This is a genomic window from Capnocytophaga sp. oral taxon 324 str. F0483 (assembly GCF_000318315.2).
Classification (GTDB): domain Bacteria; phylum Bacteroidota; class Bacteroidia; order Flavobacteriales; family Flavobacteriaceae; genus Capnocytophaga; species Capnocytophaga ochracea.
In genome coordinates, this window is sequence record NZ_KB291493.1 from 56,725 (window position 1) to 69,717 (window position 12,993).

12 protein-coding genes are annotated in these 12,993 nt (G+C 39.3%); 8 read left to right on the forward strand and 4 right to left on the reverse strand.

Annotation, left to right across the window (positions count from 1 at the left end; genetic code table 11):
* Positions 1 to 154 precede the first annotated feature (154 nt).
* Positions 155 to 1,012, reverse strand: coding sequence for an acetyl-CoA carboxylase, carboxyltransferase subunit beta (gene accD, locus HMPREF9072_RS02330; RefSeq protein WP_009410329.1), 858 nt, complete (start codon positions 1,010 to 1,012; stop codon positions 155 to 157).
* Positions 1,013 to 1,582: 570 nt separating this feature from the next.
* Here accD and HMPREF9072_RS02335 point away from each other — a divergent pair.
* The 8 genes from HMPREF9072_RS02335 to obgE all read left to right on the forward strand — a co-directional run bounded on the left by HMPREF9072_RS02335 (position 1,583) and on the right by obgE (position 10,768).
* Entirely contained in the window at positions 1,583 to 3,379 is a 1,797-nt protein-coding gene (locus HMPREF9072_RS02335; protein WP_009410333.1) for a chloride channel protein, read from the forward strand.
* 58 nt (positions 3,380 to 3,437) lie between these two features.
* Complete coding sequence (locus HMPREF9072_RS02340) at positions 3,438 to 4,691, forward strand: ATP/GTP-binding protein (RefSeq protein ID WP_009410334.1); 1,254 nt, start codon at positions 3,438 to 3,440, stop codon at positions 4,689 to 4,691.
* The gene (locus HMPREF9072_RS02345) at positions 4,688 to 5,302 is read left to right on the forward strand and encodes an RloB family protein (RefSeq protein WP_009410335.1); all 615 of its coding nucleotides are present in this window, start codon (positions 4,688 to 4,690) and stop codon (positions 5,300 to 5,302) included. The genes HMPREF9072_RS02340 and HMPREF9072_RS02345 overlap by 4 nt, the downstream gene beginning before the upstream one ends.
* Positions 5,303 to 5,749: 447 nt before the next feature.
* A complete protein-coding gene (gene menA / locus HMPREF9072_RS02350; protein ID WP_009410336.1) occupies positions 5,750 to 6,778 on the forward strand; it encodes a 1,4-dihydroxy-2-naphthoate octaprenyltransferase in 1,029 nt (342 codons plus the stop codon).
* A 76-nt stretch (positions 6,779 to 6,854) separates the two neighbouring features.
* A complete protein-coding gene (locus tag HMPREF9072_RS02355) occupies positions 6,855 to 7,538 on the forward strand; it encodes a metal-dependent hydrolase (protein WP_002673809.1) in 684 nt (227 codons plus the stop codon).
* Positions 7,539 to 7,541: 3 nt separating this feature from the next.
* Entirely contained in the window at positions 7,542 to 8,396 is an 855-nt protein-coding gene (locus HMPREF9072_RS02360) for a ChaN family lipoprotein (RefSeq protein ID WP_009410337.1), read from the forward strand.
* Positions 8,397 to 8,638: 242 nt separating this feature from the next.
* Positions 8,639 to 9,763, forward strand: coding sequence for an adenylate kinase (locus tag HMPREF9072_RS11885; RefSeq protein ID WP_009410338.1), 1,125 nt, complete (start codon positions 8,639 to 8,641; stop codon positions 9,761 to 9,763).
* A 6-nt stretch (positions 9,764 to 9,769) separates the two neighbouring features.
* On the forward strand, positions 9,770 to 10,768 hold the full coding sequence (gene obgE, locus HMPREF9072_RS02370) for a GTPase ObgE (protein WP_009410339.1): 999 nt from the start codon (positions 9,770 to 9,772) through the stop codon (positions 10,766 to 10,768).
* Between the two features lie 67 nt (positions 10,769 to 10,835).
* Here the strand turns inward: obgE and HMPREF9072_RS02375 are convergent, their stop codons facing one another.
* From HMPREF9072_RS02375 to HMPREF9072_RS02385, 3 genes are all read right to left on the reverse strand, one after another.
* Positions 10,836 to 11,402, reverse strand: coding sequence for a 1-acyl-sn-glycerol-3-phosphate acyltransferase (locus HMPREF9072_RS02375; RefSeq protein ID WP_009410340.1), 567 nt, complete (start codon positions 11,400 to 11,402; stop codon positions 10,836 to 10,838).
* Positions 11,403 to 11,532: 130 nt separating this feature from the next.
* Positions 11,533 to 12,027, reverse strand: a complete 495-nt coding sequence (locus HMPREF9072_RS02380; protein WP_009410341.1) for a dihydrofolate reductase — start codon at positions 12,025 to 12,027, stop codon at positions 11,533 to 11,535.
* A gap of 27 nt (positions 12,028 to 12,054) precedes the next feature.
* A complete protein-coding gene (locus HMPREF9072_RS02385) occupies positions 12,055 to 12,486 on the reverse strand; it encodes a 2TM domain-containing protein (protein ID WP_009410342.1) in 432 nt (143 codons plus the stop codon).
* Positions 12,487 to 12,993: the final 507 nt, after the last annotated feature.

Consider the following 12,993-nt stretch of genomic DNA (forward strand, 5'->3'; position numbering starts at 1 on the left):
TGTTTTGTGAGGGCGATTTGCCAATCGCCCCTACGATGTAAATAAAAGAAATCGATTATCAAGAGAATCAACTTTGTCAAAATCTGAAACTTTGGCAAAGTGTAGCGACACAAATGCGATTTTAAGACTTTTTCGAAACAGCCTTATCAACTATTTAAGCTCTCACGGCGCGGTTCATCACTAAATCGATGTACAAATTCACTTTGTCTTTGAGCTCTTTGCGGTTTACGATAAAATCCAAGAAGCCGTGTTCGAGTAAGAACTCTGCTGTTTGGAAATCTTCGGGGAGGTCTTGCCCTGTTGTGTCTTTCACTACACGAGGTCCTGCAAAACCAATAAGAGCCCCTGGTTCGGCTATATTGATGTCGCCCAGCATCGCAAACGATGCAGTAATACCTCCCGTTGTAGGGTCGGTACAAAGCGAGATGTAAGGTAGTTTGGCTTCGTCTAACTGAGCGAGTTTAATAGACGTTTTAGCCATTTGCATTAGTGAAAGAGCGGCTTCCATCATACGTGCGCCTCCTGATTTAGAAATCATCAAGAAAGGCAATCGGTGTTTGATAGCATAATCAATCGCACGACAAATCTTCTCACCTACCACACTTCCCATAGAACCACCGATGAAAGCGAAATCCATACAGCCTATTACAATAGACTTACCTTTAGAGCTTCCTACGGCAGTGCGCACGGCATCTTTTAAGTTTGTTTTTTGAGTAGCTTCTTCCAAACGTTGGGTATAGGGTTTTGTATCGACAAATTCTAAAGGGTCTTTAGAGCTCATATTGGCATCGAGTTCTTGAAATTCGTTGTTATCAAACAATATTTGGAAGTACTCTTTACTACCTATGCGCACGTGATACCCATCGTCGGGACTTACATAGAAGTTGGAAGCTAACTCGTCCTGTTCGACGATGTTACCGCTAGGTGATTTAAACCATAATCCTTTGGGGATATCTTTCTTTTCCTCAGTAGAGGTTTGTATTCCTTTTGCTGTTCTTTTAAACCAAGACATAATTATTCTGTTTTAGTAAAGTGCAAAAGTACAAAGTTTTTTTGAAATAGCAAAAAAGGAGAATTAGTGGTTACGGCGTTCGCATTGAAAAGCCTAACCCCCGTTCCCCCTTCCCGAAAGGAAGGGGGCAATCCGCAAAAGCAACTTTTTCGTAAAAAAACATCTAATATTCTCTACTATTTTTGTAGTTTATTAATAAAAGTATAAGTCTATTATTTTGAAAGTGAATGCTGTGATTAGTGGTTAATGATTAAAGGTGAAGATAAGATAGGTTTTTTGAGTGATTTTCAACTTTGGCAAAGTATGTAGCGACGGAAAGGCGAAGATAAGGCGAACGATGAGTGGGTCTACAGTGGCTCTACAGTGGCTCTACAGTGGGTCTACAGTGGCTCTACGCTGACTAATAGATTAAGAATCAGTGGAGGAAAGAGGGACAAAAGACGGTGCGAGCCACATAGGCAGATGAAAAATGAACGGAGAATGATTGAACCTATGGAGAAGGTAAGGTGAAGAATAATTGGTGTATTGAGATTTGTTTTGTATTTTTGCACCGTTTTTAAGAAAAGTATAATGACGACCCATCACCAGCAACATCTTCTTAAACGCCTTTTGATATGGCGTGTAAAGCATATTTCGGATAGGCGTTTTATCCTTATTCTCAGTGGAATAATAGGCATTGCTACGGGATTGGCTGCCTTGGCAATGCGCTCGTTTACACATCTTATTCAGTGGCTGCTAGACGATAAGCTCGCTCAAACTATTACTTATAGTTTTTACTTTATCCTCCCAATGTTAGGCTTTGCCATTGTGTATTTGGTAAAAAAATACGTGATACGGCACGATGTGAACCACGGAATCCCTTCGATTCTTTATGCAGTAGCCCACCAAAAAGGAATAATGAAGCGCTTTCAGGCGTATGGCAGTATCCTCACAGCACCTATTACCGTTGGTTTTGGAGGTTCGGTGGGGTTAGAAGGCCCGATGGTAGTAACGGGGGCAGGTATTAGTTCCAATATTTGCAGGTTTTTTCACATTAATCAATCTAACCGGATGTTGCTTTTGGCGTGTGCTTGTGCGGCGGCTTTAGCAGCTATTTTTAAAGTGCCTATTGCGGCGATACTGTTTGCTATTGAGGTTTTTGGGTTGGATTTGACGCTCTCGTCACTTATACCGCTGTTTATCGCTTCCCTTTGTGGGGTATTCACTTCTTATTTCTTCTTTGGCAGTGAAGTATTGATACCCATAACCATCACGCGAGCTTTTTCATTGCAAGGCATTCCCTTTTATATCCTCTTGGGAGTAGTAGGCGGATTGATGTCGGCTTACTTTACCTATGTTTATGAGAAAATAAATGCTACTTTTAAGAAACTCACTTCACCTTGGCTAAAAATAGTAGTAGGCGGAGCTCTTTTGGGTTTGCTTATTTACATAATGCCACCGCTTTACGGTGAAGGACACGAGATTATCAATCACCTGAAAGAAGGTCACCCTGAACTATCACTGAGTAGTAATATTTTTGGTTGGGACTTATCGAATGCGTGGGTGATTATCCTACTTTTGGCTGCCCTTACCTTTGCAAAGGTTATTGCCACCTCGCTCACCTTTGGTGCGGGAGGAGTAGGAGGTATCTTCTCGCCTATGCTGTTTATGGGGGGAGTGATGGGGAACTGCTTGGCGCGCATCATCAACGAGTTTCCTATTTTGGGCTATAAAGCAGAGTTACCCAACTTCACTTTGGTGGGAATGACTGCCCTGATGACGGGGGTATTGCACGCACCCCTTACGGCTGTTTTTCTCATCGCCGAGGTAACGGGAGGCTATTCGCTGTTAGTACCGGCGATGCTCACTGCTGCGGTATCGTTTTCGGTAGCGAAATACTTTAATAAATATTCTGTTTATACGATGGAATTAGGCAGAAAAGGAGAGCTCATCTCGCAGAACAAAGATCAATCGATACTTACCCTAATGGATTTTGACCAAGTGGTGGAACACAATTTCACCCCCGTATATACCGATATGAAACTTCGTGAGGTGGTGTACAATGCTGTGCGCGAGTCGAACCGCAATATTTACCCCGTACTCGACCGGGAAAAAGGTACGCTACAAGGTGTGATACTGCTTGACGACATACGGCACTTGATTTTTGAAACGAACTATTACGACAAGATTCCTGCCGTAGAACTAATGCAAAAACCACCTGCCATCATAGAAATGGGCAAGGACAAGATGAGCACCGTAATGAATAAGTTTCAGCATACTGGTGCGTGGAACTTGCCCGTAGTGAAGGACGGTAAGTACGTAGGGTTTATCTCCAAATCGAAGTTGTTGAGCATTTATAGAAGGAAATTGATATATTTTACGCAGTAGTATTGTGTTATCAAAATAATTGTATAACTTTGCGACTTTAGAATGTCAGCTATAAAAAATGATTGTAAATTTCAGCATACAAAACTTTGGTTCTATAAAAGATAAGCAAACACTGTCGTTTGAAGCCGATGCCTCTGAGCATTTAGAAGACACTTATGTAGTGCATACAGCAGGCAAACGACTGTTGAAATTGGCGCTTATCTATGGTGCAAATGCATCAGGGAAAACGACTGTCCTTAAAGCCCTTGATTTCTTAAGAAATTTAGTTGTGAACCCTAAGGAAATGAAATATCATAGCCTTAAATTTTCTCCTTTCCTTTTTGATAAAAAAACTATTTTGCAACCGTCTTTTTTATCAATAGAATTTGTACAAAATAGCATTTGCTATTTATATGAAGTTAAATTTACTCATCAGTCTATTTTGTCAGAAAAACTAATTTCTGGAGAAGTTATTGTTTATAGTAGAGAAACTTCTACAGAAAAACTATTGACTGAAATTTCTTTTGGTAATAAAATAACAATAAGTGATAATGAAAAAAAAACACTTGAAATAAACACCCTCCATAATAATACTGTACTTGGAGGGTATTTAAAAACTAATGTAGATATTGATATTTTAAAAGAAGTTGTAAATTGGTTCAAATTTCACTTAAAACCTATAATTCTATCTCACACTATCTTAGATAATTTTGTAACAAGAAATATTGATAAAGGAGATATAGAAAAACAAAGTATTATAGATATTTTATCAAAAGCCGATTTTCATATTTCAGACATTTCTATAAAAAAAGTAATAGAGGATATTACTGATTATTCTTTTGAAGAGCTATCAAAAAAAGGTGTAAAAGATTTAAAACCTATAGATCATATAGAAATAGCCTTCAAACATTTTGTTAAAGGTAATCAATATGCTTTACCTTTTGAGCTAGAATCTGAAGGTACTAAACGCTTTTACGGTTTTGCAGGGCTCTTGGCGCTTCTTATCAAAACACCTACTATTTTATCTATTGATGAATTAGAAAGTTCCTTGCACCCTGACCTTTATACCCATTTCTTGCTTTCTTTCTTGCAGAACGCTCAGCACTCGCAACTCATCGCCACTACTCATAACCGTGAGCTTTTAGGCGATACCGATATTTTCAGAAATGATGTAATATGGTTTACTGATAAAGGCGAAGATTGTGCTACCCAGCTCTATTCCTTAGCCGATTTTGATACCTCTACCATAAAGAATATACTAAATGCCTACAAAATAGGAAAATTCAGTGCTATACCTCGTTTGTCCGATACTTTTATTGATGTAACACAATGAGAAAAGGAAGAAACATACCAACCAAACAAGCCTTTGCTGTAGTAGTAGATGGCGAAACTGAATATTGGTACTTAGAGATGCTTAAACGCAATGAACCTAATATTCTTTTTGATATAACGCCTAAAATTCTACAGAAAAAGAATATTGACCAGCAATACAAATCGGTTACAGAATTATCAGAAGAGGAATATGACAAAGTTTTTTGGATTGTAGACCTTGATGTCTTGTTAAAAGAAGAGCGAGAAAAGAAAAATAACATCTCATCACTCCAAAAGTTTTTAAACTATTGGCAGCAACTTTTAAAGCAAGAAAAAGTGGTAGTCATAGTCAATAATCCTTGTTTAGAATATTGGTTTTTATTACATTTTGAAAAGACTACTAAAATATTTACGACTTGTATTGATGTTGAGAAAGAAGTCAGCCGACACTTGAAAGGTTATCAGAAAACACAAAAGTTCTTTAAGAAAAGTAATAACGACATTTACAAACAACTAAAGCCTCATCTTAAAACAGCTATAAGCAATGCCTCTGCTTTAGGAAATTTTGACACTCAAGAATATGTGAGTGCAATGTGCGAAATGCCATTGTTATTTAAAGAATTACAGTTATAAACTTTTGAAAAAAGCACTGTAATTTCAAAAACAACTTATATTAGTTTAGGTGAAAGGGTTTTTGGGATTATTGGGATTGGCAAAGTTGTTATACAACTGTAAGTAAACGAACTATCTTCACCGGAAAGGCTGTCATCACGTCCTTATAAAACGAATTGTACAACGAAAACGACCATATCCTCCTATAAAAAGAGCGACACACAGTAACAGCGCTTATAGTACTAAGAGTTGTGTTTTTAAGAAATCTATAGTTCTATTTTTTTAATAAAGTAACAGAAAAAAGTTCTTATTATAGGTATCTTATACGAACCTTATACGAACCTTGGACGAATCTTGGACGATAGCTATATCTATACATTTCTACATAAATACTATTTTTATAGAAAAACATTCCAAAAATCATCTTCAAAACGGAATAAATATCTTTTTTAGTAATCTCTATGAGCTTTGAAAGTTGGAGCAGGGGTATTGAAATCGTTTTTAGAGAAAAGTATAAAGCAAAAAGAATTATTAGAATATATTATTGTATTTGTCATTAGTATTTGTAATTTTGCAGGCTCTATGGATATCATAACTCTTTTGAAAGCTGCGAGGTTGCGCACCTTACCCTTATCGGTTGCGGGGATTATCACGGGGAGTGCTTTGGCATTTCGCGAAGACCCTTATGCTTTTAGGTGGGAGATTTTTGGTTGGGCACTGCTTACCACTATTTTGTTTCAGGTACTTTCGAACTTTGCCAATGATTATGGCGATGGGGTAAAGGGCACGGACAATGAGCACCGCATAGGTCCTACAAGAGCTTTGCAGAGTGGGAGAGTTACGCGTAGGCAGATGAAGAGGATTGTACTTATCACTGCTTTACTGTCGTTATTTTCGGCTACGGTGCTTATTTATACGGCTTTTGGAAGAGAAAATTTGTTATATATCTCGGTGTTTTTTGTTTTAGGAGTGCTGTGTGTGGTAGCGGCTATCAAGTACACTGTGGGGCAATCGGCTTATGGATATCGGGGCTGGGGCGACCTATTTGTGTTTGTATTCTTTGGGTTAGTGAGCGTGGTAGGCAGTTATTTCTTATACACAGAGAGCTTGAATAAGGTTATATGGTTGCCCGCTATTGCTATTGGCTTGCTGAGTGTAGCAGTGCTGAACCTAAATAATATGCGTGATTATGAGAACGATAAGCGTTCGGGCAAGCATACATTGGTAGTGAAAATGGGAATTCCGATGGCTAAATATTATCATTATTATTTAGTTATATTGGCGATGGTGGCAATGTTGGGCTTTTCGGTGATGCGTTTGCAAATGCGCTGGGAGCTTCTGTACTTAGTAGCTTTTCTGCCTTTAATAGGACATTTGCTCACCGTAAAACGAAATACGGAACTCAAACAGCTTGATAAAGAATTAAAGATAGTAGCCCTGAGTACTTTTTTGCTTTCGGTACTCTTTTTTGTGGGGATTTTGATACATATATTTTAAGGAGAGTTAAACGAAAGAAGGAGATAGTAACGGACGTTATATATATTAAATAAATACACTAAAAAACATAATAACTATGGAGGTAACTTATTACGGACACTCGTGTGTGAGCATCAAAATAGGCGATACACATTTGCTTGTAGACCCCTTTATTGCTAATAATCCTTTGGCAAGCCATATAGATATCAATACGATTCCTGCTGATTACATCTTGATAACCTCGGCGCAACAAGACCATATATCGGACGTGGAGCAGATAGCTAAGCGCACGAAAGCGCAAATCATTTCGAATTTTGAAATCTCTAATTACTTTTTTAATTTGGGAATTGAAAATTCACACCCTATGGACTTGGGAGGGCTGTACAGTTTCCCATTTGGGTCGGTGAAGATGGTACCAGCATTACATTCTTCTACCTTCGAAAATGGCACTGCCGGCGGGTGTGCTTGTGGTTTTGTAATTAAAACTTTGGAAAAGACGGTATACGTATCGGGGGCTACGGCTTTGTATTTTGATATGCAACTTATACCGGTGCGTTATAAGTTGGACTTAGCTATATTGCCCATTGGAGGTAACTTTACAATGGACGTGGAAGACGCTATTATGGCTTCAGACTTTGTGAAATGCAACAAGGTGTTGGGGTATCATTACGACACTTTTAACCTCATTAAGTTAGATGATAAGGATTTAGCAAAGAGGAGTTTTAAGGCAAAAGGCAAAGAGCTGATATTAACAGATATAGGACAATCTATTTTTGTATAAATTATGAGGAAAGCGACGTTTATTATAGTCTTGTTTTTTACAATATCTTTGTGTGCACAACACAAGAAGGCATATCAGTTATTTGATAAGAATGGAAAGAAAGTCAGTTTTGAGAAGGTTGTAAAAAAAGCCAAAGAGAGCGATGTGGTGCTTTTTGGAGAGTTTCACGACAATCCGATTGCGCATTGGTTGCAGTTGGCATTGGTGAAAGAATTACAGCCTCAGGTTAACTTGATATTGGGAGCTGAGATGTTAGAACGCAATGACCAAGAGGTGGTAAACCAATATCTAAAAGGCGGTGTTACAGAAAAGGCTTTGGATACTTTGGCACGATTATGGACGAACTACAAAACCGACTATAAGCCTTTGGTGGATTTTGCGAAGGAACACCAGTTACCTTTTATCGCTACTAATGTGCCGAGGAAGTATGCGAGATTGGTGAACAAAAAAGGATTAAAAGCATTGGATACCTTGCCAGAAGCTGAGAAGCGATGGATAGCCCCGCTACCTATTGTGTTTGATGAGAACTTATCACAGTATAAAAAGATGACAGAGTCGCTCCCCAATCACAAAGGGAAGGAGAATATAATAAAAGCACAAGCTGTAAAAGATGCTACGATGGCAGATGCTATTGTAAAGAACAGAAAGCCTAATAGTGTTTTTGTGCATTTTAATGGGACATATCACAGCGATTTTTATGAGGGAATTTACTGGTTTTTGAAGCGAGAAGAGCCAAAACTAAAAGTTATTACTATTGCTACGACAGAACAAGTAGACTTATCGAAATTAGCAAAAGAGGCTTATGGTCAAGCTGATTTTATATTGGTAGTAGATGAAGATATGACGAAGACCCTTTAGGGGAAGTAGATTTTGCTCATTCATTAAAATTGATTATTTTTGCACTTTATTTTAAGTGACAAACCAACAACTGTAATGGATAACATCAATCAAATTGGGGAAGCCCCATTCCTAAAGCACACCTACTAGAAGATGTGTATCATTTGAAAAAGTAAAAAGAGAAAAAAAGAAATGAAAAATGAACTTGGAATATAGTTCTAAAACATTTCTAACAGCTAATGACTAAACATAACACCTAAACAATGGAACTGATAAAATTACACGATAAGACTTTTGAGCCTTACGTATCTGCCGAGGAACTCAACCAAATTACCGAACGAATGGCAAGTGAGGTATATCAAGATTTGCAAGAATCACGCCCTATTTTCATCGCCATACTCAACGGTTCTTTTATGTTTGCAGCCGACTTCCTAAGACACTACAAAGGCGAATGTGAAATATCATTTGTAAAAATGGCGTCTTATAAAGGTACCCAGTCTACTGGAAAAATACACCAACTCATAGGGCTTTCTACCCCAGTGGAAGGACGTGATGTGGTAATCTTGGAAGACATTATCGACACCGGCAACACTTTAGAAGAAATTTACCGCATTTTCGAAGACAAAAAGGTGAACTCTTTCCGCGTGGCTACCCTCTTCTTCAAACCCGATGCCTACAAAAAAGACCTCAAAATAGACTATGTAGGCAAACCTATTCCTAACCGTTTTATCGTGGGCTATGGGTTGGATTTTGACGAGATAGCGCGTAACTTACCCCAAGTATATCAATTAAACGCTTCATTAACTATGACAAATTTAGTACTTTTCGGCAAACCAGGGGCTGGCAAAGGCACCCAAGCTGCATTCTTGAAAGACAAATACAACTTAGTGCACATCTCGACCGGTGATATTTTCCGTCATAATATCAAGAACGAAACCAAACTCGGCAAACTCGCACAATCGTATATGGATAAAGGTGACCTCGTACCCGATGAAGTTACTATACAAATGCTACAAGAAGAAGTTGAAAAGAACCCTAATGCCGAAGGCTTTATCTTCGACGGCTTCCCTCGTACTATTGCACAAGCTGAGGCACTTGATGCTTTCTTAGAAAGTAAAGGTATGCGCATTCACGGTACTCTTGCCTTGGAAGCTGATGACGAGGTACTCATCAAACGATTGGTAGAGCGCGGTAAAGTGAGCGGTCGCACTGATGACCAAGACGAAGAGAAAATACGCAACCGTTTCACTGAATATAACGAAAAAACAGCTCCTCTTATCACTTTCTATCAAACGCAAGGTAAATATCACACGATTAATGGTATAGGTACTATCGAAGAAATTACCACCCGCCTTTCTGAGACTATCGACAAAATTAAAGCTGAATAATCCCCAATGACCGAAGGCAATTTCACCGACTACGTAAAGATATACGTCGCCTCTGGCAAAGGAGGCGCAGGCTCTATGCACCTACACCGCGAGAAGTTCGTACCCAAAGGAGGTCCTGATGGAGGCGATGGCGGTCGTGGAGGGCATATCATCTTGCGTGGCAATAAGCACCTTTGGACGCTCATACACTTCAAGTTCCAACAGCACTTTCGTGCCGAACACGGTGAAGCCGGAGGAGCCAACCGTAGTTTTGGTGCCGACGGTAAAGATATCACTTTGGAAGTCCCCTTAGGAACCATTGTTAAAGATGCTGAAACCGAGGAAGTACTCTTTGAAATTACTGAAGACGGACAAGAAGTCATCGCTTTGCGCGGTGGCAAAGGTGGGTTAGGCAACTGGCATTTCCGCACAGCTACCAACCAAACCCCGCGCTACGCCCAACCAGGTCTCCCTGGTGAAGAACGCGAATTGCTTTTAGAGTTAAAAGTGTTAGCCGATGTAGGTTTTGTAGGCTTCCCCAATGCGGGCAAATCTACATTGCTATCGGTAATTACTTCTGCTAAGCCAAAAATAGGCGATTATCCATTCACAACTCTCAAACCCAACTTGGGTATTGTGCAAAACCGCGATTACCAATCGTTTGTAGTAGCCGATATACCTGGGATTATAGAGGGAGCTGCCGAAGGCAAAGGCTTGGGGCATTACTTCTTGCGACATATAGAGCGCAACTCGGTATTGCTATTTCTCATTCCCGCCGACAGCAAGGATATCATAGCCGAATACCACATCTTGCTAAATGAACTCAAAGAATACAATTCTGAACTATTAGACAAAGACCGCCTCATAGCCATTTCAAAATCGGATATGTTAGACGACGAGCTCACCGAAGCCATTCGACAAGAAGTAGCAACAGGATTAGGCGGTACGCCTTTCTTGTTTATCTCGTCGGTGTCGGGCAAAGGCATTCAGCAACTGAAAGACAAACTTTGGGAAATGATACAATAATATAAAAAGTCAGCTTTTATAGCTGACTTTTTATATTATTCAATTCCTTATAACGACTGCTTTCACATCAATAAATTTTAGGGTTCCACTGCTCGGGGTATTTAGGAGTAATATCCTTATAAAAGTTCTGTATTTCCTCCATTATTTGCTCTTGCGGGAGCGTTTGTAAGTCCTCTAAGCTAATGGTCTTCCCGATGTATATCATTTTCTTCTTAAAATCACCAGCACCTAAAACTATGGGTACTTGGGCAGAAAGAGCTATATGATAGAAGCCTATACGCCACTTGTTCACCTTAGAACGCGTTCCCTCAGGGGTTACTACCAAGCTAAAGTCTTCTTTCTTAAAGAGTTCAGTAACAAATTCTATCAAGTGATTGCGCTGTGAACGATTGATGCCAATCCCTCCTAACTTGCGCACTAACCAGCCGTACCACGCTTTAGTATGTGCATCTTTTATAATGAGTTTAATCGGTTTTTCCATCTTCCAATAAGCCAAGATACCCAAAACAAACTCCCAATTAGTAGTGTGTGGTGCTACTACTAACACACAGCGGTTTAAGGTTTTCAAATCACCTTGTAATTCTATCTTCCACCCCATTAGCCATAAGACAAAGGAGCCAATCCATTTTTTCATCTTTATTCTATTTGTAACTCGCTTCTACGCGTAATATTTTCTATTTCACAACCAGTATTGGTATATTATAATCACTACAAAATTGCCTGTCGTGCTACGACTGTCCGCCGTGTTACGGCTACCCGTCGTGCTACGACCGTGTTACAACGTATCTTTCAAAAGTAAACCCATAAGCGTGCCGTTCGTCTTTTTCAAAACGCTCAGAGGCTACTAACTCCCATTCTTCACGGTTAAACTCAGGAAAGAATACATCAGCTTCGGCAAAAGTGTGATGTACCCGTGTGAGTTCTATCACATCGGCAAAGGGGAGGGTTTGCGCATAGATTTCTCCACCACCTATCACGTAAGGGTTAGGGTCTATTGTCAAAGCCTTTTCTATCGCCTCTTCAACTGAAGAAACCACCACAGCACCCTCTTTCGCATACCCTTTCTGACGCGTAATAACAATATGTATACGGTTAGGCAAAGGTTTGGGGAAAGTCTCGAAAGTCTTCCGCCCCATTATAATGCAGTGTCCCGTCGTGAGGCGTTTGAAATGCTTAAAATCTTCAGGCAAATGCCATAACAGTTGGTCACCTTTACCAATAGCGTTATTCTCGGCAACAGCAGCTATAAGAGTTATCATATTTAGTGAATAGTGAAAAGTGAACAGTTAAAAGTTTGTAGACGACGTATTGGTTTGCTCGTTATCTTTCTCAGCCTGTTCAGCTGCCAATTCACGTTTTGCTTGTTCCTTTTGTGTAGCAAGCTCTTTTTCTACTGCGACTTCCATCTTTATAAGTTTCTTCTGTTGAGCTGCTATCAGTTGTTCGCGTTGCTTTTCTTGCCATTCCTTCCCTAAGAAGCGATGCAATACAAATACATTTATAGCGTGCCACAGCCAGATGAAAAGCCATAAGAGTATCGCCCACAAATACCAATTATAGGTCGCTCCGTAGTCTAATACCTTATTGGCTACTACAAAAAAGATAGAGCCTAACACAAAGACAAAAAAGTGAAGATATAACAATCGTTTCTGTTTGAGACGATTTTCAGCATTTTTGAAAAGTTCATATTGTTCGGGAGTGAGTTGAGTGTCTGCCATTCTATTATCTGTTTTTAAGATTTTGGGGCAAAAGTAAGAAAAATATGCTATCTACGAAAGAATTATACACTATTTATATTATTTTTGTCACTTCTCATCTGCTTATCTGCTATTAATAAAACGCCTGTGTACCTCACATAAATTTGCTAATTAATTTACCAGCCCTACTACGACTGCTCCGTCACGCTATAACCTCACATTATCTCCATCATTCGTCATTCGTCACTCGTCATTTCTTCCCTTTTTCGTCATACTCCTATTCCCTAAGACCCCACACCTCGCCATTTTCTTATTTCCCAATTTACTAATTACCTAATTTCTCTTCCTCATTTTCTCATTTTCAAATTTGCTAATTCTCTAATTATCCCTTCTCCTTTCCGTCATACTCCCCCCTAGTGCCTATGGTCTAAGGCCTATCACCTCTTCCTCTTTCTTTCGCCTCAAAACCCTGTTTTTAACATTTTTAGCACTGTTGTATTATATTATTAATCAATTATTTATACACCC

What these genes read in the sequence shown, in the direction of transcription:
- accD (WP_009410329.1), bottom strand. Translation starts at nt 1,012, where the DNA reads ATGTCTTGGTTTAAAAGAACAGCAAAAGGAATACAAACCTCTACTGAG.
- HMPREF9072_RS02335 (WP_009410333.1), top strand. Translation starts at nt 1,583, where the DNA reads ATGACGACCCATCACCAGCAACATCTTCTTAAACGCCTTTTGATATGG.
- HMPREF9072_RS02340 (WP_009410334.1), top strand. Translation starts at nt 3,438, where the DNA reads ATGATTGTAAATTTCAGCATACAAAACTTTGGTTCTATAAAAGATAAG.
- HMPREF9072_RS02345 (WP_009410335.1), top strand. Translation starts at nt 4,688, where the DNA reads ATGAGAAAAGGAAGAAACATACCAACCAAACAAGCCTTTGCTGTAGTA.
- HMPREF9072_RS02355 (WP_002673809.1), top strand. Translation starts at nt 6,855, where the DNA reads ATGGAGGTAACTTATTACGGACACTCGTGTGTGAGCATCAAAATAGGC.
- HMPREF9072_RS02360 (WP_009410337.1), top strand. Translation starts at nt 7,542, where the DNA reads ATGAGGAAAGCGACGTTTATTATAGTCTTGTTTTTTACAATATCTTTG.
- HMPREF9072_RS11885 (WP_009410338.1), top strand. Translation starts at nt 8,639, where the DNA reads ATGGAACTGATAAAATTACACGATAAGACTTTTGAGCCTTACGTATCT.
- obgE (WP_009410339.1), top strand. Translation starts at nt 9,770, where the DNA reads ATGACCGAAGGCAATTTCACCGACTACGTAAAGATATACGTCGCCTCT.
- HMPREF9072_RS02375 (WP_009410340.1), bottom strand. Translation starts at nt 11,402, where the DNA reads ATGAAAAAATGGATTGGCTCCTTTGTCTTATGGCTAATGGGGTGGAAG.
- HMPREF9072_RS02380 (WP_009410341.1), bottom strand. Translation starts at nt 12,027, where the DNA reads ATGATAACTCTTATAGCTGCTGTTGCCGAGAATAACGCTATTGGTAAA.
- HMPREF9072_RS02385 (WP_009410342.1), bottom strand. Translation starts at nt 12,486, where the DNA reads ATGGCAGACACTCAACTCACTCCCGAACAATATGAACTTTTCAAAAAT.